This window comes from Chloroflexota bacterium (genome assembly GCA_016219275.1).
GTDB lineage: Bacteria > Chloroflexota > Anaerolineae > UBA4142 > UBA4142 > JACRBM01.
Map to the genome: position 1 here is coordinate 45226 of JACRBM010000105.1, position 25014 is coordinate 70239.

14 protein-coding genes are annotated in these 25014 nt (G+C 56.0%); 8 read left to right on the plus strand and 6 right to left on the minus strand.

Annotated features, from left to right (window positions below; genetic code table 11):
* The first annotated feature begins 255 nt into the window (after positions 1–255).
* Complete coding sequence (gene topA / locus HY868_27400; protein ID MBI5305885.1) at positions 256–2523, plus strand: type I DNA topoisomerase; 2268 nt, start codon at positions 256–258, stop codon at positions 2521–2523.
* Between the two features lie 514 nt (positions 2524–3037).
* On the opposite strand, the gene HY868_27405 is transcribed toward topA, so the two are convergent.
* The 5 genes from HY868_27405 to HY868_27425 are packed head-to-tail and all read right to left on the minus strand — an operon-like array spanning position 3038 to position 10710.
* Positions 3038–5737, minus strand: a complete 2700-nt coding sequence (locus HY868_27405; GenBank protein MBI5305886.1) for an Eco57I restriction-modification methylase domain-containing protein — start codon at positions 5735–5737, stop codon at positions 3038–3040.
* 53 nt (positions 5738–5790) lie between these two features.
* Complete coding sequence (locus tag HY868_27410; protein ID MBI5305887.1) at positions 5791–6282, minus strand: hypothetical protein; 492 nt, start codon at positions 6280–6282, stop codon at positions 5791–5793.
* A complete protein-coding gene (locus tag HY868_27415; GenBank protein ID MBI5305888.1) occupies positions 6279–7433 on the minus strand; it encodes a hypothetical protein in 1155 nt (384 codons plus the stop codon). Before HY868_27415 ends, HY868_27410 begins: the two co-directional genes overlap by 4 nt.
* Positions 7430–8950 carry a radical SAM protein gene (locus tag HY868_27420; GenBank protein ID MBI5305889.1) on the minus strand — a complete coding sequence of 507 codons (1521 nt, stop codon included), beginning with the start codon at positions 8948–8950 and terminating at the stop codon, positions 7430–7432. Before HY868_27420 ends, HY868_27415 begins: the two co-directional genes overlap by 4 nt.
* A gap of 26 nt (positions 8951–8976) precedes the next feature.
* On the minus strand, positions 8977–10710 hold the full coding sequence (locus HY868_27425) for a DUF2207 domain-containing protein (protein ID MBI5305890.1): 1734 nt from the start codon (positions 10708–10710) through the stop codon (positions 8977–8979).
* A 204-nt stretch (positions 10711–10914) separates the two neighbouring features.
* Here HY868_27425 and HY868_27430 point away from each other — a divergent pair, with 204 nt between their 5' ends.
* From HY868_27430 to HY868_27450, 5 genes are read left to right on the plus strand one after another with little or no spacing between them, the layout of a single operon-like run.
* Positions 10915–11859: a glycosyltransferase family 2 protein gene (locus HY868_27430; protein ID MBI5305891.1), complete on the plus strand. Its 945-nt coding sequence runs from the start codon at positions 10915–10917 to the stop codon at positions 11857–11859.
* A gap of 50 nt (positions 11860–11909) precedes the next feature.
* Positions 11910–13079: a glycosyltransferase gene (locus HY868_27435; protein MBI5305892.1), complete on the plus strand. Its 1170-nt coding sequence runs from the start codon at positions 11910–11912 to the stop codon at positions 13077–13079.
* The gene (locus HY868_27440; GenBank protein MBI5305893.1) at positions 13066–14058 is read left to right on the plus strand and encodes a flippase-like domain-containing protein; all 993 of its coding nucleotides are present in this window, start codon (positions 13066–13068) and stop codon (positions 14056–14058) included. Before HY868_27435 ends, HY868_27440 begins: the two co-directional genes overlap by 14 nt.
* Positions 14051–15970: a glycosyltransferase family 39 protein gene (locus HY868_27445; GenBank protein MBI5305894.1), complete on the plus strand. Its 1920-nt coding sequence runs from the start codon at positions 14051–14053 to the stop codon at positions 15968–15970. Before HY868_27440 ends, HY868_27445 begins: the two co-directional genes overlap by 8 nt.
* The gene (locus HY868_27450; GenBank protein ID MBI5305895.1) at positions 15967–18582 is read left to right on the plus strand and encodes a hypothetical protein; all 2616 of its coding nucleotides are present in this window, start codon (positions 15967–15969) and stop codon (positions 18580–18582) included. Before HY868_27445 ends, HY868_27450 begins: the two co-directional genes overlap by 4 nt.
* 74 nt (positions 18583–18656) lie before the next feature.
* On the opposite strand, the gene HY868_27455 is transcribed toward HY868_27450, so the two are convergent.
* Complete coding sequence (locus HY868_27455; GenBank protein ID MBI5305896.1) at positions 18657–20156, minus strand: hypothetical protein; 1500 nt, start codon at positions 20154–20156, stop codon at positions 18657–18659.
* A 173-nt stretch (positions 20157–20329) separates the two neighbouring features.
* On the opposite strand from HY868_27455, the gene HY868_27460 reads away from it, so the two are divergent.
* Both HY868_27460 and HY868_27465 read left to right on the plus strand, forming a co-directional pair.
* Positions 20330–22276 carry a DUF2079 domain-containing protein gene (locus HY868_27460; GenBank protein ID MBI5305897.1) on the plus strand — a complete coding sequence of 649 codons (1947 nt, stop codon included), beginning with the start codon at positions 20330–20332 and terminating at the stop codon, positions 22274–22276.
* A 66-nt stretch (positions 22277–22342) separates the two neighbouring features.
* On the plus strand, positions 22343–23632 hold the full coding sequence (locus HY868_27465) for a glycosyltransferase family 39 protein (protein MBI5305898.1): 1290 nt from the start codon (positions 22343–22345) through the stop codon (positions 23630–23632).
* The last annotated feature ends 1382 nt before the right edge of the window (positions 23633–25014 follow it).

The following is a 25014-nucleotide window of genomic DNA, read 5'->3' on the forward strand; positions in this document are numbered from 1 at the left end:
GGTGTCAAAAATCGGAAATCTAAAATGCCCTTCGAAGCTTATTGCGTCAAATGTAAAACCAAGCGCGAAATGCAAAACGCGCAACCGCTGTTCAACGCACGCGGCGCGGCGTACACTAAAGGCGTCTGTCCCGTCTGCGGTACGAACATCATGCGACTCGGCAACACCGAGGCGCACTCGGCGTTGGATCGCGACGCGATGATCGCGGAAGCGAAGGCAAAGAGCGAATTGCGAATAGCGGATAGTAAATCGCAAATGGCAGATAGCAAATTACAGGTCGCGAAAAAGCGATCTGCTATTCGCCAGTCGCCATCCGCCACCGGCAAGCTCGTCATCGTCGAATCGCCTGCCAAAGCGCGCACCGTCGGCAAGTTTCTCGGCGGTGGGTATCGCGTGCGCGCGTCCATCGGGCACATTCGCGACTTGCCGCAAAAGCAAATGGGCGTGGACATCGAACACGATTTTCGTCCGCATTACGTCATCACGCCGAAGAAGAAAGACGTAGTTAAGGAACTAAGGGAACTCGCGGGAAATGCGTCCGAAGTTTTTCTCGCGACGGACCCCGACCGCGAGGGCGAAGCGATTTCGTGGCATCTCGCCGCCGCGCTCGACCACGCGCTCGATGGCAAGCCGGTGCATCGCGTCGAGTTCCACGAAATCACGCGCGACGCGATTGACCACGCGTTTGCCCATCCGCGCACGATCAATCAGCCGCTCGTGGACGCGCAACAAGCGCGCCGCGTGTTGGATCGCATCGTCGGGTACACGATTTCACCGTTACTCCGCAAAAAAATCAACACGAAAAATTTGAGCGCGGGGCGCGTCCAATCCGTCGCCGTGCGGCTCGTCGTTGAACGCGAGCGCGAGATTCAAGCGTTCGTGTCAGTCGAGTACTGGAGCATCGAAGCCGAGTTGGCGAAACAGTCAACCGTCCAACTATCCAACGACCAAACTTTCCGCGCGAAACTAATCAAGGTTGGCGATAAAGATTTCGAGTGCCACACCGGTGACGACGCACTCAAGTTAAAAGAGATTCTCGAGCAGTGCGCGTATCGTGTGCTCGATGTGCGGCGCAAGGACGAACGTCGCAATCCGACGCCGCCGTTCATCACTTCGACACTTCAACAAGAGGCATCACGTAAACTGGGTTTCAACGCCAAGCGCACGATGGCAACCGCGCAACGTTTGTACGAAGGCGTCAACGTCGGCGAAGGCAGCGTCGGCTTGATTACGTACATGCGGACGGATTCGACGAACATTGCGGAGAGCGCGGGCAAAGAAGCGTGGGCGTACATCAAGGAAAAATTCGGCGACGCGTACTTGCCGCCGACGCCGCGCATCTATAAGAAAAAAGTCGCGGGCGCGCAAGAAGCGCACGAAGCGATTCGTCCGACGAGCGCGTTCCGCGAGCCGAACGCGATCAAGGAATTTCTCGAACTTGATCAATTCAAACTGTACGACCTGATCTGGAAGCGTTTCATCGCGTCGCAAATGGCAAGCGCGATTTTCGATACGACCGCGGTGGACATTGGGGCAAGCCAAAACGCGAATAGTAAATTGCCAATGGCAGATGGCAAAACCGAATCTCCGATTGTAAACCATCAGCCATTCGCCAATCGCGGTCAGCCAGATTTTCTCTTCCGCGCCAACGGCTCGATTCTCAAGTTCCCCGGTTTCCTCGCGGTCTATCGCGAAGGCAAGGACGACGCGAATGACGAGGATGAAACGAATCGCAAACTGCCGCCGCTTGAACGCGACGAGCCGCTCGATTTGCTCGGCATTTTTCCTGAGCAACATTTCACCGAGCCGCCGCCGCGTTTCACCGAAGCGACGCTCATCAAGGCGCTCGAAGCGAATGGCATCGGTCGTCCGTCCACCTACGCGCCGATTCTCTCGACGATTCAGGAACGCGGTTACGTTGATCGAATGCCGGACCGCAAACTCAAGCCAACCGACCTGGGTTTCATCGTCAACGATTTGCTCGTCAAACACTTTCCAAACGAGGTGGACGTACAGTTCACCGCGCAGATGGAAGAACGTTTCGACAAAATCGCGGATGGCGAAGCGAACTGGGTGCAAGTTCTGCGCGATTTCTACGCGCCGTTCAAAGCGACGCTCGACCGCGCGGCAAATGAGATGCCGAATGTCGCGTTGCCGGTCGAAACGACGAACGAGGTGTGCGACAAGTGCGGCGCGCCGATGGTCGTCAAGCGCGGACGCTTTGGCAAATTTCTGGCGTGCTCGCGCTTTCCCGAATGTAAAGGCACGCGCAATCTTTCGGCGGGCGGTGGCAGCGCGAACACCGGCGTGCAATGTCCCGAATGCAAACAGGGACAAATCGTCGAAAAGAAATCGAAAAAGGGTCGCGTGTTTTATTCGTGCAATCGCTATCCCGATTGCAAGTTCGCACTGTGGGACATGCCCGCGCCCACGCCCTGCCCGCGTTGTGGTAGTCTGATGACGCTGAAAGGCAAGAACACCGTCAAATGTACGAAATGCGATTACATTGGTCAAGCAACGTAGGGCAAGTTTCTAACTCGCTAAAACCAGGATGCAGTCGAGCATCCGCGCGAGATGACGTTGACGGGGCTGAATGAATAAAGAAAAGACCCGAAGGGTTCGCTTGCGCGAAAACCCTTCGGGTCTTGTATATTATGGTTGTATTTATTTCTTGGATTCCAATTTGCTCCCAGCCAATAGCCCTTTCTCACGAATCATCTTTTCCGAAATCCCCGATTTCACTTGTATCCCTTTGTAACTCCAATTCGTGAGAACAGTTCTGGCTTCCTTGGGAACGACGATAGCGTCTACTGGATGACCACGGCGCGTTTTTGGGTTGTAATTCCAAACGAGAATCACTATTCGGTACGGGAGGACGCCGGTTTGAGCCTCCTGTTCAGTTAGCGGGGCGACTGTAAATGTCTTGGTTGTCCGATCTAATCGCACACTCTTAACATCGAAATTTAGCGGCTCGCCGTAATCGGGAGTCCTACTGTCATTGCGCTGGAAATCGAAACCTTTGGCGCGGCAAAACTCTTCAACATCTTTCTCCCACAACTTGCTGTTGCCCTGACGCTCTTGTGGATTTCTGATCCGGATCGAACGCCCTGATCGAAGATAGTCCAGGATTAAGGTCTTGATTTCCTCCAGCGAAAGTTCCATGATTCTCCTCGTCGTCAGATTTGATGTTACTGCGCGTGCGTGTTTTGGTCCATCGAAACAAGACCGCTTTTTCTAGCGAAGTTGCGAGTTGGATCTGAGTTGCATCAATTGTGTCTATTGGGTACCCAAGAATTTGCAAGAACACACGATCAAGCTCATTCATCAGTTGTTTGGCTTGTTCTGAGCGACGATCCCGTACACTAATGATACGATCAAACAACTGGAGCAAACCCTGCTTGACGGTTGGGCTGATTGGTCCAAAATCCGGGCAAGGCAAATCCTGGAGATGGTTGACCTGAATCTTGAGCATGAAACTTCCATCGTATCGCGCCCGGTGCAATGCGTATCCCTCTAAAAGAAACCGCGCGAGACGACTACACAAAAACAGGTAAACCAGTTTGGTGGTTTCTTCGTCCGAACATTCGTCAATCGTTTGGAACTGATCGGTAGCGTAAACCCTTGCGCTATTCCAGAAAACTCCGATCTCGGTGTCCACGATGCACTGCACCGCGATTGCCGGTGGCTTGCTCAGAGATAGCGTGTACCATTCTGGGCGATGACCTTGATTCGACAAACGGTCCACCGGACGATCACATGGATTATGATGTTTGCGACACTCTGGGCACTGGGCGCACATTCCTCGATGTGGATAAAGTTCAGGATGCTGTTTGTGTTCCTCCACTGCACGCGCTTGGCATTGCGGGCAAGCGTAAGCGACTCCGTGCTGATGGATGTACTTAGCAACTCCCTTTAGTCGGTTCGTCGAAAAACCGCGCTCGACTTGGGCAATTTTTTCGCGCAGGTTCAATAAACGGTACTGCGTCGTAGACGGCAACACACATCCACGCACATCGCGCGAATTCCGTACAACCTTGATGAAAATATTTGCCGACTCTTCACGCGCTACTTGCGGAAACAAATCCGAATCAATCCGTAGTAAAAAGAACTCGTTGTCGCCCGATTTGATACCCATCCGCGCGATAGAATAATCACTGATCTTTTTGGGACAACGGCGTTCTATCTCAGAACGCAGTGGGTCTTGAAAAAGCGTCTGTGTCCAATTGGCGGAACGCGCCAGTTCATCACGATCTATAACATGCCCGTGCTCATCGGACAACGGTTCATTCCAGACGGTCAAATCTTGGAACCGCAAGGGTGTTAGCGGTGTCCGCCGCACAAGCGAAAGAATGACAGTATTGGCTTTAACCTTTAGACCCTGTTGCGTAAATGGATGGTCATGCAAGGTGTAGAGATGGCGCAATTCGACTTGTTGCGTTAGGAACCGGCGAATCGGTTTGCCATAGCGGGTGTCAAAAAAATTGCGGGAGGTAATGTACGCTAAAACTCCATTCGGGCGAAGCAGATCAGCGCCTTGCAAAATGAAAAAGTTACTTAGATCCGAAGTGGTGCGCAATTCATACTCTGGATGCCGCTTGTTCCAGTTTTCGATGAACGCGCGTTTTTCCGTAACATGATTGCGCTGGCTTAACGCGATAAAGGGCGGATTGCCAACGCAAATATCGAAACCGCCACGCGCCGTAAGAAATGCCTGGAGTGGATCGGCGGATTCCTCGACCAAAAAAGTGCTCTGCGTAGTGTGAGTGGATTGCTTCAATGCAACAAGCGCATCGCCGTGAACGAGATTGGGCAATGCCGGCAAGTTCTCCGAAGCGACGATCCCAATCAATTCCAGACTCGCCAACCACAATCGCATTTTGGCGATGTGAATGGCGGTCGGCATAATGTCCACGCCATAAAGATTGTGGCTGAGAATGTGTCGGACCAATGTCGTGTGTTCTGTTGGCGAAGTGGAAAGCGAGGAGCGGCAGAATAGTCTCAAGCGGTGGAGCGCCTGCAGCGCCGCGACGAGAAATGCGCCCCCGCCCATACTCAAATCAACCAAACGAATCTCTTCGAGGACATGTTCAAGCCATTGTTGTATTTCTCGCGCGTGATGATTGTCGAGAGGTGTACCCGTTTCCCATACGTGCAAAACGGAGCGCAAATGCTCGGAATGATCAAATTGGTTCTGATACTTTACTTCCAGCCATTCTTCCAACGCGTGGGTCACAATTGAATAGGCAAGTGCGTCCGCCGTGAAATAAGAACCGGTTTTGCGGTTATCAATCCAACGTTCGTAAATGTAACCCAGCACCCAACTTTTTACTACCGGCTTGGAGTCCGTTGCGGAATGTGAATTATCTGGTAGAAGCGAAAAACGGTAGCGCGGCATTATCTCACTAGCCAGTTCAGCAATGCCTTCACGTTTGATAGAACGTGGATTAAGCAATGAACCCAGAGTCAGTTGGTCATTTAGAAAATCCAGTGGTGAAGAATCGGGAACAGAATTTGTAAGCGATTCGAATGGAAATCCTGTCTTGCCGAAAAACCCTGCCTCATCCAAAAAACGCACGAACAGAATTCGGCAGATCAAACCTGCTTCGGTTTGTGCGGCTTGAGCTGAATCGGACCCAAGCAACCTACCCCGCAGAGTCCAAATCGTTTTGAATAACTCCATTGAGGCGTCCGGCTTGGGCGCAGAATTGACGTAGGTTTGACCAACTAGATTATTCATATCACGCGCGAGTATAGCATACGCAAAACTCTTTGGCAATCATAGTTATCGCACTATTCCCTCACCAACTCCAACTTGCCGCCGCAGTTTGAACATTTCTGCAACGATTGTTTCACCGGAAAAGTCGAGCCGCAGTACGCGCACTTGCGAACCATCTTGTGTTCCTTCAATCCTGGGAATACGAAAACGGTTCGCTCGCCGCGCGGTTCGCGGCGACACTGTCCCTTGCTCATCAACTCGTCGAGCGCGGCTTGCGCGGCGGACGCTGGCACGTCGAACGCGGACATGACTTGCGCGAGCGCGAGTTCGCCATCGTTCTGCGCGGCGAGATCCGTGATGCTTGCGGACAGCGCGGCGGGCTGAACGCTCGCCCACTTGCGGTACGCCCACGCGCTCCATCCCGCGCCGCCCAAGCCAAGCGCGAGCAACACCAGCGCGAGCCACATTCGCTCCGGCACTGCCATCGCCGCGCAGAGGAACAGTACGCCAAACGCGAGCACCAAGACCGAAACTGCGAACACGCCAAAATAAATTACGCGATTCATCGGTGGCTCCATTTTGACATTGCGCTTTTCAATGCACCGTCGAGCGCGTCGAAATAACTCTTGATCTGCGGCGCGGTGAGTCGCGCGTCGAGAAACGGTTGTACCTGCTTGACGAAATCCTTGGGATGCTCGTGGTACACTTTTTCATCGCGCGCGACGAGCGCGAGCTCATCCCAGGTTTTACCAAATTCATTGATAGTGTCCGGCACATTGATATTGAGCGGCGCGAGAAATTGGTCGTGCCGATTCTGTTCGTCCATCAGCGTCTTGACGCTTTTGCTAAATCGCCCCAACCCATCGTCCACGCTTTTGACCACGCCGAGAATGCCGGCAATCGCGCCGAGCGCGGTTTGGTAATCGTCCGTCGCGTGGTTGAGCGCGACCATCGGTTTGAGCGCGGCATTCTCGGTCGGCGTCTTCAAGTTATCGAACACGAACGTGATCGCGCGTTGGCGCGCGAGCGTACCCGTATTCTGCGCGAGGAAATCGCGTTCCTGCCGAAGCGTTGCGACGCGCGTAGTTGCTTTTTGCCATTCCTCGCGCCAGCCACTCGTGTTCTTGTCCACCATCGCGCCCAGGTCTTGCCAATCTTTCCGCACCTTTGCCAACTGCTTTTCGATTTCTTCTAAACGACCCACCGCGCGAAATCGTTCGCGGTCAATCGCGTGAATCTTCCACGCGTTGAAGATAAATCCCAGCCCGTGCCCGAGTGTGCTCACCTGCGCGTTCAATTGATCGAGCGTACTTTTCCAACGTGCGCGATCGGTCTTGAGTTTTTCTTCCTGCTCGTTCGATTTGGGATTCAGCGCGCGCAAATCGGCTTGCTCTTTGCGTGCCTTGGCGATCAAGCCGTCCGCCAACTGAACTCCCTGCGTGATTTGCTTGTCGAGTTCGGCGATGCGCTCGGCGATCCATTGCTGTTCAATCGGCACGCGCGCATCAACCGGCTCGCGCAGCGAGGCGTCGAGCGTTGCCAGATCGAGTTGCGCCACGAGCGCGTTGAGCGTCTTGTCGTGATCTGTTTTGAATCGCGTGTACGCGCCTTGATAATCTATTTGAATCTCTTCAACTTCGCGATACGCGTTCGCAATGCGCTTGCGTTCCTTCTCCAAGAAATCGTGGAACGCGGGCGTGGTGTACGCTGGACTCATGACACTCCCATTCCTTTCACTTGACCGATCCAACGGCGCTTGGCTTGCCAGATCGCATTTTCCCACGCGGGCGCGCGACGCGGTGTCGCATTTTCGATTTCCGCAAAACTGCCCACCTCGTCCCAGTAGAGCGGACACGCGCCGCAACACAAATTCGCCATTTCGCACCCGCGACAGTCGGGCGGCAGAAATTCTTTGCGCCGCCAATATCTCGCCGTGCGCGTCTGCCAAATCGCGTCGAAATCGTCGCGCAGTAAATTGCCGATGCCTTGCTCGAAACTGGAGCACGGCAGAACATCGCCCGCCGGGTTGATCGAGAGCAGACCGTCCGCCGCCGCGCACGATTGCGAACCCAGCCCATGTTGCGCGGGATTGAACAAACAGTACGGCACCGGCGAGTACCACACGAATCGCAGTCCGCGCGTTTCGGAGTGCTTTTTCAACTCGAGGACGAGTTGTCCAATATCACGGTAGCCGATTTCCAAATTCGAAATTCTAAATTCGTGATTCGACCGAGCATCCGAATCTTGAATGTCGAATTTCGAATTTTGAAATCCGCCTTCCGCCTTCGGTAGTGCATCCGAATTTTTAATTTTGAATTCCGAATTCTTCCTTGCCACCGCGTTCCCCGTCCGAATCACCATGTTCATCGAAAGATATTCCTGACCCAGGGCGGCGAGAAAATCAATCAAGCCGCGCAGGTGATCGCGATTGTGCTGATTGATCGTCGTGTTCGTGTGGGTGTGAATCCCCGCCGCTTTTAAATTGCGAATGCCCTGCACGGTTTGCGTGTACGCGCGGGGATTAGCGACGATGCGATTGTGCACCGCTTCGTCCGCCGCTTCGAGACTCACCTGTGCCGAGTCGAGTCCCGCGCGTTTCAACTCGGCGACGAATTCGGCGTTCGCGCAGCGCGTCCCGTTTGTGATGAGATTGACGCGCATCTGTTTCGATTTCGCGTACGCGATGAGATCCGGCAAATCGCGATGCAAGGTCGGCTCGCCGCCGGTAAACGAAATCGTCGGTACCTTGGCTTGCGTCACGATCTTGTCAATGATGCGCTTGATTTCATCCGTCGTCATTTCCGGCAAGTCGTGCGCGCGGTCGGGCGCGCTCGCGTAACAAAACGTGCAGCGATTGTTACACCGATACGTCAACGCGATTTCGGACAGCACCGGAAATTTGATCGCGTGCGAGCCAAAGGGTGTACGTCGCACTGCCGCACCGCGCGTCGGTTTGTTCTGCAACATCCAACGCAAACTGTCGAGCAGTTTGTCGAGATCGTTTTCGATTTGCTCAAGTGGCGCGTGATAACGCGCGGCGATCTCGCGCACGACCGCGTCCGCATCCACGCGCTCGCGCGTGTAAAGCGCGTGCAACATTTCCGTTGCGGTCGCGTTGAGATGGTACGTTTTGTTCGGGCGCAAAATCAGCAGGCGATCTTCGGGACGAATAAAAATATACTCGCGCGTACTCGCGATAAAATGTTCCGCAAATTGTGAAAGCCGTTCGTTCATCGTTTTATTTTCTAGCGGGTGGGGGTCTAGAACTTACTCACACACGCACTGTGACATGCCGAGTGGCACGCGCTATGACAGTTGCACGCGGAGTGGCACGCATCGTGACAGTTCGAATGCACGCACGCGCTGTGACACGCGTCGTGGACGCACGCGGAGTGACACGCCGAGTGGCACGCGCTGTGGCAAGCCGAGTAACCAACTTGCTCCGGTGTACCCTCTTTCGGCGCGCCACCCGTGAGCGTCGCGGCGACCTGCTCCATCTGCCGAGTTGCGTTACCCGCGATGCCTTCGAACACACTCGCGAGTTGATGCGCGCCAGCGACGAGCGGCGGCAACGTTTCGCGCTCGCGCGAGGACGAGCCGCCCGCGCTCGCACCGCCGCTCTCTTCGAGCGGGCGATAATCGTGCGACAAGAAAATCCAGGGATAGTTGTGTTGCACGATCACCGGGCGGTGCGTCGGCGTGGCGCGTTCGTAATCGCGCCAGGCGTCGTCCGCGCGTTGTTGGTACGCCTTACGCGTCGCGCGCGGATCCGCGTTCCAAATTTTCGTCGCGAGTTGCGCGGACACTGCCGCGATGATTTTCGTTTGCGCGTCCGCTGGGATCGTCCCATCGTCCGCGATGCCGGTCACGAGCACGCGCTCGTAATCGTTCGCCGCTTTCGTCGCGTCAATCACGGCTAGTTGCAACGGTTTGCGATTCACGATTTCGAGCGCGCCGCGTTCGACGAGCGATAACACGATCAACGTGATGACCTTGGTGTTGTTGCCGACGTACAGCGCGGCTTCTATCGCGTCGAGGTCGGGCACCTTGCCTGGTTTCTCGAACGTTTCGATTTCGATTTCGGGCGGTTGGTACACGACTGGCTCGCGGCGTGGGCGCGCGCCGCGATACATCAGGAAACCAAAGATGAGCGCGATGAATCCGCCGATGGCGACAAAGACCGCCCCGACCATAGCGAGAACCCAGGTTGCATCTATTTCGACCGGCGCGGAGGTCGGTTGCGTCGCCGGCGCGACGGGCGCGCGCGTCGCATTCGTATCGGCTTGGAGCGCGGCAAAGTAGCGCGCGGGAATGTACAAGCGCGCGGTGAGTTTGCCTTCGACCGGAATATTTTTCTTCGACGTGAAAATCGAAAGATAATTTTTGCCGCTCGCGAGGTCGGGCGTCGGATAGTAAATCCAGCGGTCGAACGACGATTTGCTCGCCGAGTCCTCGACGATGCCGGCTTGGCGCACGATGTCCTGGGTCACGTGTTCCGGTTGCGTGATGTTCGCGGGCAATTCAATCGGCGCGATGAACGTGATCGTCTGTTCGCCAATTGGCAACCCCCACTGCGGCGGCGACCAATTCACGACGCGATAATCCGCGCCGTCGCGCCGCGTCGTGTCGAGCGCGCGCTCGACGCGATAGCGCACGGTGAACGTGTACGTTTTCCCCGGCTCGGTCGTGAGCGCAAAGTTCGCGCGATATTTGTTGTCGCCGAGACTCGTGAGTGTCACGCGCGAACTGCCGCGTGCATCGTCGAGCGTTGCGTCGGCGATTTGATGTTGCGGATCGAGCGGACCGAACGTGGTGATTTGATTGCGCGGCTCGTTCTCGAAAAAGACGAGTTGATAACGTACATTCAACTTGCCGTCGCTGAGAATCGTCACTTGCGAGTGAACGCTCGTCAGCGTCGGCGCGGCGAGCGCAATCAGCGCGAGTGACGCGCCGAGCGCGCTCGCCAAGATTAGCGCGGCGAAAATTTTCTTCATCGCGATCACCTGCCTGAAATAAAAACGCTCATGGCTGGCACGTGCGGAATCACGTCCAGCCCTGAGCGTTGCGCGAAATTTTTGTTGGCGTTTTGGCATCGTTGCCTCTCGATGTTAGTATACAACGTTCCGCGCTAAAAATCCAAATACGCCATCGCGCGTTTGCCTTGTCCAAATCTGGGCTTGATGTTATAATCGCCCGCGATGCAAATTTCCGTCTTTATTCCGGCGCGCAACGAAGCCGGTAACATCGCGTCGTTGTTCGAAAAGATCGCGCGCGCGTTTGCCGATTTGAACGTCGCTGGTGAAATCATCCTCGTGGACGACGGCTCGACCGACGCGACCTGGGACGAAGCGAATATCTGTGCGGCGCGTTATCCGTTCGCGCGTTTGTTTCGTCACCGCAAGTCGCTTGGCTTGACCGAGGCGATGCGGACCGGCTTTCGCCAGTGTCGCGGCGAGGTCGTGATTTTTCTCCCCGCCGATCTCGAATCCGATCCGAGCGAAGACATTCCCAAGTTGTTTGCGAAAATCAACGAAGGGTACGATGTCGTCGCCGGTTGGCGGCAAGGACGACGCGATGGCAAAGTGTTCGCGTCGGCGATTGCGAATGTCGTCTCGCGACGATTGTTCGGCTTGACCGTGCACGATATGAACTGGATCAAGGCGTTTCGTCGCGAGGTCGTCGAAAGCATTCACCTGCGCTCGGACTGGCATCGCTACATTTTGATTCTCGCCGCCGCGCAAGGATTTACGATTGGCGAAGTGCCGGTCAATTATTATCCGCGCACGCGCGGCAAATCGCATTACGGCTTGGGACGATTGCCCGTGTCGTTTCTCGATGTGCTCGTCGTCCGATTTCTGCTAACGTTTTCGCGCAAGCCGATGCTCTTTTTCGGCGGCATCGGTCTCGGCATTGTGGGCGTGTCGCTTGCGACGTTTATCGCGTTGGTCGTAATCTATCTCGCCGACCTGGGTCAGCGTCGTCCGATTTTCGATTTTGCCGGCGTGTTGCTTCTCGTCGGCGTGCTCTTTTTCGTCGTCGGCTTTCTCGCCGAGTTGATCGTAAATCAGAACGAGCGCGTCGAAGAACTCGAAGCGCGCTTGCGCGATTTTGCCGAGTCGCAAAAAACAGAGCATCCAAAATAGTTCTCGCTCGCGACCGCCGACTGCCGTCAGCGGTTGGCGGTCAAATCGGTATGCGCGTACTCTTCCTCGCTCACGTCTTTCCGCGCACCCTCGATGATTCGATGGGCGCGTTTCTTTTGCAACTCGCCGACGCGCTCGCCGCGCGTGACATCGCGGTCGAGGTGATCGCGCCGCACGCGCCCAACCTTGCAGACGAGGAGATGTTGGGTGCGACGCGTGTGCGTCGTTTTCGCTACGCGCCCGCGCGCTGGGAACGGCTTGCCTACGCTGGGACGATGCACGAGTTTGTCGCGCGCGGCATCGTCAACAAAATTCTGTTTGCGTTGTTCACGCTCGCGTTTTTCGTAAAGACGCTCGCCGTGGTTCGAGCGGCTCGCCCGAACATTCTCCACGCGCACTGGTGGTTGCCGGGCGGATTAGTCGGCGCGTTCGCGTCGCTCGTCACGCGCGCACCGCTCGTCGTCACCACGCACGGCACCGATGTCGAGATGCTGCGCCGCACGCGTTGGGCGCGCCCGCTCGCGCGTTTTGCATTCCGACGCGCGCGCGTGATCACGTGCGGGTCAACGTACTTGCGCGAGCAATTGTTGGAACTTGGCGTTGCAGACGCGGAAACGATCCAAGTCATTCCAATGCCGGTACGCTCAGGATTTCAAGTTGCGAATTACGAATTACGAATTACGAATTTAGTCTTGACCGTTGCGCGCTTGACCAAGCAAAAAAGCATTGATACGTTGATCGAAGCAATGGCATTTGCGCCGAACGCGCATTTGAAAATCATCGGCGATGGACCCGAACGCGCGGCGCTCGAAAAGCAAGTGGACGAACTGGGTTTGCGCGAGCGTATTGAGTTTCTCGGCGCGTTGCCGCCCGCCGAATTGCCCCGGCATTACGCGACGTGCGCCGTGTTCGCGCTCCCCTCGATTCGTGAAGGAATGGGCATCGTGTTCGCGGAGGCGTTGCTGTGCGGCGCGCCGATCATCGCCGCGAATTCCGGCGGCGTCACCGACATTGTGCGCGACGGCGAAACCGGCGTGCTCGTGCCCGAACGCGACGCGCGCGCGTTGGCGAACGCCATCGAAAAACTTTTGAACGACCGCGTGTTGGCGCAACAACTCGCGTCAAACGGTGCGGCGTGGGTGCGCGAGCGGTTCACTCGCACACGCGTCGCCGAGCAGTTTGAGCAAATTTATCAGGCAGGCATAAATGGAACTAGATAAATCCAAAATTGAAAATCCAAAATCAAAAATCGGAAATCTTCCCTGGCGTCGCATCGCCGGCTATATCCTCGCTATCGCCGTGCTCTTTTTCCTGGGTCGCATTCTCGTGCAGACCTGGGGCGATGTGACTGCGTCGGGCTTTGAGTTCAAGTTCGATTTGCCGCGCCTCGCGCTCTCGCTCGTCTTGCTCGTCGTCGCGCGCGGATTCGCGGTTGAAGCGTGGCGGCGCATTCTGATCGCGCTCGGCAATCGGCTGACGTTCGGCTTTGGCGCGCGCGTGTGGTTTCTCTCGAATCTCACGCGCTATATTCCCGGCAACGTGTGGCAAGTCGCAACGATGATGGTGATGGTGCAAGAAAAGGGCGTGAGCAAGACGAACGCGTTTCTCAGTCAGGTCGTGTACACCGCGCTTGCGCTTTCCATTGCTGGTTTGCTCGGCTTGATGTTTTTCTTGATTCGTCCCGAGCTTTTACAGGGCATGCTCGACCCAACCATCGCGGCGTACGCGCCGGCGATTGCGGCAATTCTGTTCACCTTGTTGATGATGTTCTTTGCATTGCCGCCGGTCAATCGCATTCTCATCGCGATCACTGCGCGCGTCACACGCCGCGAGATTGACGCGCCGGTGCCGACCTTTTCGCGCGGACTAGTCCCGCCGATTTTTTCGCTGTTGATGTGGCTGACCAACGGCATCGCGTTCTATCTGTTCACCGATTCGATCACGCCCGTGTCGCCGACCGATTTGCTCGCGTTTATTTCGATGAATGCGGGCGCGTATTGGATCGGCTATGCGTCCTTCTTTACGCCGAGCGGTCTGGGTTTTCGCGAGGGCGCGCTCGCGTGGATGCTCAGTCACTTTTTCCCCGCGCCGGTCGCGGTCGTGCTTTCGCTCGTCACGCGCTTGTGGACGACGCTCGGCGAATTGTTCGGCGTGTCGCTGATCTGGTTCGGCGCGGCAATTCAGAAATCGCATGACTGATCGTACGCTTGCCGCGTGGCTGGGTTTGTTGTTGTTCGGAATTTATTTGCTGTCGTTCAGCGGACAGTTGTACTCGCAAGACAGCATGTCCATGTTTTCGGTCACCGAAAGTTTCGTCAAGCGCGGTGAGTTCAACACCGATCAACTCTGGACGCTCTTCAAAGCGCGCGATGAAATTGCGCGGGACGGTGAATCGTACGCCAAGTACGGGTACGGCATGTCGCTCTTCGCCGCGCCGCTGTACGCGCTCGCACTCTGGCTCGACCTGGGTCTTGCGCAGACCACTCTGCTCACGAGTAGCATCGTCATCGCGATGTCAGGCGCGCACGTGTTCCTGTCTGCGCGGCGATTGAAATTCACGCGCGGCGTTAGTCTCATCGCTGCGCTCTTGTACGGACTCGCGACGCCTGCCTGGGTCTACGCCAAACAATTTTGGAGCGAACCATACTCGCTCTTTACGCTCTTTGCCGCGTTCTATTTTCTTCAATGTTTTCGCGATGAAAGACGCGCGCGCGATGGATTCATCGCCGGCGCGATGCTAGGCGTCGCCGTCGCGACGCGCGTGACGAATGCCGCGTTGATCCCAGTGTTTGCGTGGTACGCGTTTTGGGATTTTTACCCTCACCCTAACCCTCTCCCTACAAGGGAGAGGGGACGCGGCATCGTCGCATTCGCATTCGCACTCGGCATCATGCTGTTCTCGATTGCGGGGTACGATTGGATGCGCTATGGCAGTCCGCTCGCGACCGGTTATCGCGCGGACGAAACGTTCAACACGCCGTTTCTGCTCGGCGCATACGGTCTGCTGTTCAGCCCAGGTCGCGGTCTATTTGTCTACGTTCCCTTCCTCGCCGCACTCGCGTTTTCTTGCGCGGTTTTCTTTCGCCGCGCGCGTCGCGAAACAAATTTGTTTTTCGCGATTTTCGTGTTCTATGTTTTGATTTTTTCGACTTGGTATTATTGGTGGGGCGGCACGAACTGGGGACCGCGCTTTCTCGTGCCGACGATTCCATTTCTCGTGCTCATGATTGCGCCCGCTATCGAACTGGCGCAGAAACAAAAATGGTTCGCGATTATTTTTTCTGTCCTGTGCCTTTTATCTTTTTGCTTTCAACTTTTCGGCATCAGTATTCCCTCGCTCGCGTATCGCCAACGCATGTTGCGCGTCTTGCCGAACGCCGACTGGGACACGATTTTCATTCCGCAATTCTCGCCGCTCGTCGGCTACTGGAATATGCTTCGTCCCAGCACGCTTGATTTCGCGTGGGTGCGCGTCGTAGATGGCATCGCGCAAACAGATTGGCTCATCGTCGCGTTGACCGTCGCGTTCATTGCATTCTGCGCGTTGTCATTGCGAGCGATTTTAGCGAAGCAATCTCCAAACTGGTTGAGGATTGCTTCGTCGCGAAAAGCGCTCCTCGCAATGACAATCGCCATTGCCGCGCTCGCGCTATTCTCAATGTACCGTTATCGAGATGATCCGCGTCTCAGCGCGGGCGAAGGGTATCGTGCGCTGATGCAAACGCTCGCGCGCGAAGAGCACCCGCGCGATGTGATGATTCTGAACGACGATGCGCGCGCCCCGGCATTTTTGAACGCGAACCGCGCGCGCCTGCGTTGGTACGGCTTGAGCCGCGATCCGAAACAATTCGACGACGCGACGCGCGCGTTGCTCACGCGTTTGTCGCATCAGTACGCGCGCGTGTGGTTCGCGTACGACGACATCACCGCCGACCTGCCCGACCCGACACGCGACTGGCTCGACGCGAATTTGCGCGGCGTGAACGAACGCGATTTGGGCGAGGGCGTGCATCTTGTACTGTACGCGACTGACAAACCATATGCCAGGATGCAGAGGCAATCGCTCTCCTTTGCTCCTCTGCTCCCCTGCTCCCAAACAGATTTTCGATGAAGCATCCACTCCGTACCGACACGATGATCCTGATTACCTATGCAATTCTCGCGCCGCTGCTCACCTATCCGCTCATCTCACATTTCGATTCGCACGTGCCGGGGCAACCGATTGACGCGCCCGCGCTCGCGTGGAATCTGTGGTGGTTCAAGTTCGCAATTTTCAATCTGGGTGCGAGTCCGCTTACGACCGATTTTTTGTACTATCCGCTCGGCGTGAATCTCGTTGCGAACACTTCGACGTTTCTCAATGGCTTGATCGTGTTGCCACTGACCTTGCTCTTCGGCGCGATCATTGCGCAGAATCTCGTCATCTTTTTCGCACTCGTCATCGGCGGCTATGGCACATTCCTGCTCGCGCGTGAAATCCTATCGCGCCACAGCAGCGAGTCCGATTTTGCATGCGCGCTCGCCGGCGCATTTTACGCGTTCGGCGCGTGGCACATCAACTATGTTTCCGCTGGGCACTTTATGCTGTTGAGCAACGAGTGGATTCCGTTCTTCACGCTCTACCTGATTCGTTTTGAGCGCGCGCGTTGGCGCAATGGCGTACTCGCCGGTTTGTTTTTCGTGATGACCGCGTGGACCGAATTGACGTTCATTCCGTTTGTGGTGGTGCTCGCCGGGTTGTTTGTAATTCTTGTTCTGATTTCAAGCGCGGCGTCAAGAAGACAGGGCAATAAGGAAATAAGGAAAATAAGGGAAACAAGCAGCGTCGTCTCGAATTTTGTTTCGCTGGTTGTTGTCGCCGCGCTCGGCATCGCGCCGCAACTCATCAGTCTGCTCGCCGACACGTTGCGGTACGGCTATTACATCGCGCCGGGGCAAGGACGCGCGCAAGTTTTTTCCGCCGAGCCGATTTCGTTCTTCGTGCCGTCTGCCGCGCATCCGATTTTAGGCACGGCGGCGAACGCGTTGACGAACGCGAACACGAGTTACGCGTTCATCGGTTACGCCGCGCTGATTCTCGCGATCCTGGGTTTTGTGTTTCATCGCGCGTCGCACGCCGCGCGATTCTGGGGCGCGACCGCGCTCTTCTTCGCGCTCGTTCTCCTCGGACCCACGTTGATCGTCGGCGAACAAAACACGAACGTCCCGATGCCGTTCGCGCTCTTGCGCGCGCTTCCCTTCGTCAACGCGAATCGTTACCCGGTCCGCTACAACGCGATGGTGATGCTCGCGCTTACGCCGCTTATCGCGCTCGGCGCGGCGCGCTTACAACAATCGCGTCGCGCGATCTTGGGTGTGCTCGTCGCGCTCCTCGCATTCGAGCAACTCGCGTTCCCCGTCGTGCTCACCGATTTGCGCGCACCTGACTTGGTGCGAGCGATGCGCGACGAGCCGGGCGATTTCACCGTGATGGACTTGCCGCTCGGCTGGCGCGACAGCGTGGCGATTCTGGGCAAGATTGATTACGTCGCGCAATTCCTGCAAACGTACCACGAGAAACGTTTGATCGGCGGCTTGGTCTCGCGGCATCCGAATTTCAAATTCCAGTACTATCTCGAACAACCGGCGCTCAACTCGCTCATCGCGTTGGAGAATGGGCGGACGATTGACGACGCGCAACGCGCGCGCGACCGCGAACTTGCGCCGGACGTTCTGCGTTTCTTCAACGTGCGCTACGTCATCGCCACGCGCGCGCTGACCGATGCGAGCGTGCTCGATTATGTGCGCGAGGTGTTTCCACTCCAAGAGATTTATCGCGATGACGCGCGGATTATTTTTCGCGTGACGAGCACGCCCGCGCGACTCGAACGTGTTGACCTGGCGGATGAATCCGCGCGACTGTACTTTGACGACGCGTGGGGACGCGTGCAATTTTCGCCGGCAGGATCCGCGTATCGTTGGAGCGCGCGCGGCGACGCGACGATGTGGTTGCCGCTCGACCCCGGCGCAACGGACATCACGTTGCGTTTGCGCGGCGCGTCCGACCAGCAAGCAATGAACGTGTACGTGAATGGACAGTTCGTCGCCGAGATTCAACTGTCGAATACCTGGGAGAATTATACGATTCCGCTTCGCCAACCGATTCTGCGCGGGGACCTGAACGAATTTGTTTTCAAAACCGACACGCGCTCGCTGAGTGTGACCCAGCAAGACAATTACGCGATTGGCGACACGGGCTTGGTCGCGCCAGTGGACATTGCCGCGACTGGCGCGGGGTTTGATGCCGGGCGCTTCGGCGAAATTTTTGTCGCGGGGAAAAATGTCATCGAGAGCAAACGCGGTTATCATCTCGCCGCGCTCAACGCGCAGACCGGCGCGGTTGAACGCGTCGCGTCGTTCGACACATTCGCCGACGAGCAAGAATCGGCGCGGCTCGCGCAGTTCATTGCCGAGTTGCCGGTCGGGACGATTGTTGCCGGCATCGCGATTGATGACGTGTCAAAAAATTTGCAACCGAACGCGATGGACGCGTTGCATTCCATCGGCGTCGAAGGCGATTTGCGTTTTCAGTTTCGCGCGGGACACGCGTTCATCGGTGTGAAAGGTGCGCGACCGGGACAAGCGTTGGAAAGCGTGGACGGACGTTTGCCGGCGAATGTGTCGGCGGGGAAAAATGTCGCGAGCGATCGTGTGGGGTTTGCGCTGGCGAGTGTTGAGTACTAAGTTAGCGTTAGCGTTAGCGTTAGAGTTAGAGTGGTGAATGTTACTCTAACTCTAACTCTAACGCTAACGCTAACTCAGTAACTCACCGACCAAATACTCCACAGTTGATTGTCGAGCGAGGTTGAGAACTGGGTGAGCGGTTGAAACGTGACGCCATTGTGCGTTTGCGTTTCAAATTGCGCGAGGTACGGGAATTTCGCTTTCACAAATGCGTTGCCAACTGGATAAATGACGAAACGTAACTTGTACTCGGTGATGTATCGTTCCGGCACATCGTCCGGCGCAAAACGAAAATCGTAGAGCGCAAGCACGAGTCCCCGTTGTTGCGTAAAGTAATTGAGCGCGCCGGCGACGCCGGTGTACGCGAGCATGTTCGTCGGTTGATTTAGCGGAACGATTCGCGCGAGTTCGTCCGCGACCTCACGTTGCGACGCGTAACTGTTGTAGAGATAGCGCATCCCGGTAGTACCGTCGCGATAACCGAACCATGCTAAAACCGCGATGAATAAAATCATTGCCGCGTATGCGAAGGTACGCGAGTTCTTGATGACCGCACCAGAAAACATAGCAATCCCGTAGCCCGAGAAAATCAAAAGCGGCAAACCGGGGTACATTAGGAAGCGCACTTCGAGTGTTGTATAATTGAGCCACACGAGAATTTCAAAAAACAGGATATAAAGTACTATCGTGGCGGTAAAAAGCCAGGTCGCGCGTGAACGATAGTTGCGGAGCGCAAGAAGGATGCAAACTGCGCCAAGCGGTGCAGAGGGAATGACGTTCGGATACCGAGTTATGAAAAACGCGCCACGATTCCAGAAATCGCCGGGCGCGAACACACGCAGCCAGATCGCAGCCATAGATTGCGCGCCGATAAATTGCAGTGCATTCCCGGTCGCCGCCCAGCCGACGACAACGAGTGTGAGCGGAAACGCAAGTGTGAGCGCGACACAGGCGACCCAATCATCGCGATGAAATTTACGTGCGCGCCAATCGCGAATTGCGAGCGCGCCGAACGTGAGCGCGATGAACACGACGCCTTCGTACCGCACGAGTGAGGCGAGTAACGCAAACAGCGCGGCGAGCCGATAGCGCGATTGCAACAACGCAAGCAAAACTGCGAGATACAACGCGAGGAACGTCGTCGAGGAAAGAATCGCGACGCTTTCCCAGAGGAACGTCGGCGCGAACGCGAGGAGAATCGCCGCTGCCCATGCCGCGATGTTGCCATACGCGCGACGCACCAACTCGAATATCACGATCACCGTGACACACGCGATTAGCGATGATGCGAGTCGCGCGACAAAATAAAAATCTATGGATGTTGGTGTAAGAACTCGCAAGACAACAAGCAAGAGCATGTAGAGCGGATGCAGGATAAAGCGGTCCACCAACTCGCGCGGAATTGCGCCCAGTCCTTGCGTTTGCCAAATCGTCAGTGTTCGCACCGCCTCAAAGCCGTCCTGTGACAACTCGATGTCGAACACGCGCAACAAGTACAAGCGCGGCGCAAGCGTGACGAGCGCGAGCGCAAGCCATTCCCAGTGTCGTTTGAGCGCGCGATAAAATTCCAGCATCGCGGCGCATTATACATGCAAAGCATAAAACGTAAAAAATGATTCCAGCACAAAAACAAATATCATTGTCATTGCGAGGAGCGCACTTTGCGACGAAGCAATCCCCGCCCCTTCCCTCACCTTCCCCCGTCAAAGACGGGGGAAGGCAGGGGTGGGGGTTCGCCTCGCTCGCAATGACAGCGCGTAAGAATTACGGTCTGCTCATAGTCCTCGCGCTGATGATCGCGTACAGTGCGTACTTTTCCGCGTACTCGATTCAACTGCACAACACGTTCCGCACGCACGCGTCCGACATGGGGCAGATGGACCAGGCATTGTGGAACACGTTGCACGGCAGAATTCTGCAAGACACGCGACCGAACGGACAAAATTTGCCGCGCCTCACCGATCACGTCGAACCGATTTTTCTCGTCCTGCCCATTGCGTTCTTGATTTACGATGGCATCGAAACACTTTTTGTTTTGCAATCTATCGCGATTGCGCTCGGCGCGTTGCCGATTTTCTGGATCGCGCGGCGACGCTTGCAAAGCGACTGGACAGGCGTCGCGTTCGCGGCGATGTACCTGATGTATCCCGCGCTCCAAGCCGCGAACCTCACCGAGTTTCACGCGATCACGTTTGCGCCCGCGCCGTTGATGTTCGCGTTCAACTACGGCGAGCAACGCGCGTGGAAACGGTACGTCTTGTTCTCGCTCGTCGCGCTCGCGGTGAAGGAAGAAGTCGCGCTGTTGGTGTTCGCGATGGCGGTGTGGTTTGGAATTCGGAATTCAAAATTCAAAATTCAAAATTCCAGCGCCAGATCACGAATTGCGAATTACGAATTACGAATTACGAATTACATACCGATCGCCATTACCGCCATCGCCCTTGCCTGGTTCCTCGTCGCCGTCTTTGTCATCGTGCCGCACTTTTCGCCGCGCGGCGAATCGGTGTACGTCGGACGGTACACCTGCGCGAGTCAAGCGATTCGCAATCCGCTCACCGCGATTCCCGATTTGGTTGGCTGTGTGCTCATCCCGGCAAAAATCGAGTACGTGATTGAACTGCTCGCGTCGGTCGGTTTCCTCGCGTTGCTCGACCCAATCACGCTGCTCGTCGGCGCGCCGTCGCTCGTGCTCAATTTACTGAGCAGTTACGCGGCGCAGTACTCGGGCGCGTACCACTATTCCGCGCCCGTCGCGCCGTACTTTGTGCTGGCAGCGATTGGCGGAGCGGCGAGAATTCAAAATTCAAAATTCAAAATTCAAAATTCTCTCGTCATTGGATTGGCATTTCTCATCGCGCTCGGCTATCACGCGCTCGCCGGTTACACTCCGATTGGCGGCGCATTTGTGTGGCACGAAGTCACGGAACATCAGCGCACCTTGTCGCGTTTTCTCAAACAGATTCCACCCGACGCGCGCGTGTCCACGACCTCGTCGCTTTTTCCACACCTGAGCCATCGCGAAAAGTTGTATCGCTTTCCGGCGATCCTCGACGCCGAGTACATTTTGCTCGACGTGTCGCAATCGAACATTACCAACCCGGTGGACTATCGCGAGAATTATCAGCGCGCACTCGATCAAGGTTTCGGCATTCGCGACGCGCTCGATGGGTACATCTTGTTGCAGCGTGGCGTCGCGCAGAAACAATTGCCGGAAGGATTTTACTTGTTCTTGCGCGAATGCAATTGCGCGTTGCCGCAAAATGTCGTCACGATTGATTTCGAAAACAAGGTGCGTTTGCTTGGGTACGATGTGTTGCAGGACGATTGGCAACGCGTCTACTTGCGAACGTACTGGGCGCGCTTATCCGGACTCGACAACAATTTCGCGCTGTTTCCATTTTTCCCGGACGAAGACGGCAATCCGCGCGCGGACGCGCAATTGCCGCCGTTGCTCGTGCACTTTTGGTATCCAACATTGCAGTGGCGACCGGACGAAGCGGTTATCGCGGACACGACGCCGATGGATGTCGGCGCGCGCGCGAAAATCGGCGTGGGCGTGTTTTTCGGCGCGACCTGGGACGCGCCGGAATTTGTGCTCAAGCCGCAAACCGATTTGCCAATTTCGGCGGATGGTCGCTGGGTGTTGCTCGGCGAACTCGTGCGCGATGGAAAAAAGTACAAGGTGGTCAAATGAATGTACAAATGATTTTGCTCGAATGCCTGTCCTGTGCTAAGATGCCGCCACGTTGGGAGTATGTCTTTGCGTCGCATCGCTCGATTGACCCCGCCTGAAATAATCATCCTCGTCGCGTTCGGACTGCGCGCGTTTCGTCTCGACTGGCAAAGTTTGTGGTACGACGAGGCGTTCAGCGTGTATCTCGCGCAGTTCAACCTCGCCGACATCACCGCGCGAACTGCCGTGGATATCCAGCCGCCGTTGTACTATTATCTTTTGCATTTCTGGATTTCGCTCGCGGGCGGCAGCGAATTTTCCGTCCGTTTCTTGTCGCTCGTCTTTGGCGTGTTGATGATTCCGTTGATGTTCGTCGCCGCGCGGCGTTTGTTTGATCGCAACGCTGCGTGGATTGCCGCGATCATCGCCGCGTTCTCGTCGCTCTATGTGTGGTACTCGCAAGAAGCGCGGATGTATACGTTGCTGACGTTCTTGTTGTTGTTGTCGAGTTATGCGCTGTGGAGGGAATGCGAAGGGAAGAAGGGAAATAAAGGAAATCAGAGAACTGAGGGAAATCAGGGAACTAGGGGAAATTGGGGAATTGTTTTTGCAGTTGCGAATGTCGCAGCGTGTTACACTCACTATTTCGCGTTTGTCATCGTCGCGTTCCAATTCCTATTTACCATTTACCATTTACTTTTCACGCATCACGTTTTACGCTTCGCGCGATACTTTGTCGCCATCTTCGCCGCGTTCCTCCCCTGGACGCCGTTCGTGCTCGCGCGCTTTGGACAGGACGCGAGTTATTGGCGCGGCGCGCTCAAACTCGACGAGGCATTGCGCCACATCGCCATCAGTTTCACCGTTGGCGAATCGGTGCTTGAGAACATCGCACAACCAATCGCGATGGGCTGGTTGATTGTTTTGATGATTGGTTTGGGCAGTTGGTTTCTGTATCGGCGGTCAGCGGTCGGTGGTCAGTGGTCGTCAATAATCTTTTCGATGTTGTACCTTGCCGTGCCACTCGTCCTGCTGCTATTTCTTTTCTCGCGCAATCCAAAATTCAACGCGCGCTATTTGATGATCGCGTCGCCCGCGTTCTTTCTCTTGCTCGCCGCCGGACTCGCGGCAGTTTTACGTATTTCGCAATTCGCTTTTTATTTTGACTTTCGGCTTTTTACTCCTAACCTCCGCCTATGCCGTGAACAATATCTACACCGACCCCGCATTCACCAAAACCGATTTTCGCGGTGTCGCTCGGTACATCGAAAAACACATTGCGCGCGACGAAGCGATCATTCTCACCAGCGGACACTTGTTTCCTGCGTTCAACTATTACTATCACGGCGACGCGCGCCAGATCCGCTTGCCCGATGAACCAACGCTCAACGCCGAGCGCGTCCTGGGTTACGATGCCGCGCGCACGCTGAATCAAACACTCGCCGGCGCGCGCGGTGTGTGGGTCGTCGAGTGGCAGAACGAAGTCGTTGACCCAAACGGATTCGTGCCGATGCTGTTGACCGCGCGCGGCAAAGAGCAGAAAATCGCAGACGCGAGTTTTTACCAGGTCAAGTTGCGCCATTGGTCGCTCGAGGCGAACGCGCGCTTTACCGACATGGCGCAACCTGGGACGCGGCGCGAGGCGAATTTCAAAGACAAGGTGAAATTGCTCGGGTTCGATGTGCCCGCGCCGACGCCGGCTGATGTTGGCGCATCCTTCAATTTGTACTGGCACGTGCTTGATACATTCGAGGACGATTACCTCGTCGCGTTGCGCGTGCGCGATGCCGCCGGAAATTTGTGGGGTAAGGTGGATCGTCGCCCGGCGGGATACAATTATCCGACGACGCATTGGAAAAAGGACGAGCAACTCTTTGGTGCGTACACCGCGCCATTGCTCGCGGGCACGCCAGCGGGTGAGTACTTTGTCGAAGTCACGTTCTATACGGCGAACAATCCATCCGGACTCGATGTACTCGCGCCGAATGGCGCACCGATGGGAAAGACAGTCCGCGTTGGACCGATTCCGGTTTTGCCGGCGACCCAACCTGCCATGCTTGCATCGCTGAACATTCAGAATACAATTAGCGAACCGCTCGGCGCGTTCACCCTGCTCGGTTATCAACTCGGACGCGACAAGGCGAGCGCGGGCGAATCTATCCCGATGACATTGTTCTGGCGCGCGGATGAAAAGCCGACAAGTGATTACACGTTCAAGATTCAATTCGGCGATGTGGCAGGCGACGCGTTTCCAATTTCCAATTTCCAATTTCCAACTTTTTCCTGGCGCGCCGGCGAAATCGTGCGCGGACAATATCAAGTTGCGATACCAGCAACCGCGCGTGATGGTGCAAACAATTTACGCGTGATCCTGCAAGATGGCAGGGGATTCGTAATTGGTAATTTGTTCCTCGCGCCGTTCACTATCGAGAAAACCGACCGCGTCTTTATCAAGCCGAACGCGCAATTCATTCAAGATGCGAATTTTGGCAATGCAATCGCTCTCGCCGGTTACCAATTACCACTTACCAATTACCGCCCCAGCGACACGCTGAAACTTACCTTGTTCTGGAACGCGCGCGCGAAGATGGACAAACCCTACACCGTGTTCGTGCATCTGCTCGACCAGGATAACAAGGTTGTCGCGCAACAAGACGCGCAACCGGCGAACGGCGCGCGTCCGACGACGGGCTGGATCGCCGGCGAGTACGTCGAAGATAATTACCAATTACCACTAACCAAGCTCCCACCAGGCATTT

Excerpts from the sequence above, each read along its gene's own strand:
- HY868_27455 (MBI5305896.1), bottom strand. The coding sequence starts at position 20,156 with ATGCTGGAATTTTATCGCGCGCTCAAACGACACTGGGAATGGCTTGCG.
- HY868_27440 (MBI5305893.1), top strand. The coding sequence starts at position 13,066 with ATGGAACTAGATAAATCCAAAATTGAAAATCCAAAATCAAAAATCGGA.
- HY868_27445 (MBI5305894.1), top strand. The coding sequence starts at position 14,051 with ATGACTGATCGTACGCTTGCCGCGTGGCTGGGTTTGTTGTTGTTCGGA.
- HY868_27415 (MBI5305888.1), bottom strand. The coding sequence starts at position 7,433 with ATGAGTCCAGCGTACACCACGCCCGCGTTCCACGATTTCTTGGAGAAG.
- HY868_27420 (MBI5305889.1), bottom strand. The coding sequence starts at position 8,950 with ATGAACGAACGGCTTTCACAATTTGCGGAACATTTTATCGCGAGTACG.
- HY868_27405 (MBI5305886.1), bottom strand. The coding sequence starts at position 5,737 with ATGAATAATCTAGTTGGTCAAACCTACGTCAATTCTGCGCCCAAGCCG.
- topA (MBI5305885.1), top strand. The coding sequence starts at position 256 with ATGGCAGATAGCAAATTACAGGTCGCGAAAAAGCGATCTGCTATTCGC.
- HY868_27435 (MBI5305892.1), top strand. The coding sequence starts at position 11,910 with ATGCGCGTACTCTTCCTCGCTCACGTCTTTCCGCGCACCCTCGATGAT.
- HY868_27450 (MBI5305895.1), top strand. The coding sequence starts at position 15,967 with ATGAAGCATCCACTCCGTACCGACACGATGATCCTGATTACCTATGCA.
- HY868_27410 (MBI5305887.1), bottom strand. The coding sequence starts at position 6,282 with ATGAATCGCGTAATTTATTTTGGCGTGTTCGCAGTTTCGGTCTTGGTG.
- HY868_27425 (MBI5305890.1), bottom strand. The coding sequence starts at position 10,710 with ATGAAGAAAATTTTCGCCGCGCTAATCTTGGCGAGCGCGCTCGGCGCG.
- HY868_27460 (MBI5305897.1), top strand. The coding sequence starts at position 20,330 with ATGACAGCGCGTAAGAATTACGGTCTGCTCATAGTCCTCGCGCTGATG.
- HY868_27430 (MBI5305891.1), top strand. The coding sequence starts at position 10,915 with ATGCAAATTTCCGTCTTTATTCCGGCGCGCAACGAAGCCGGTAACATC.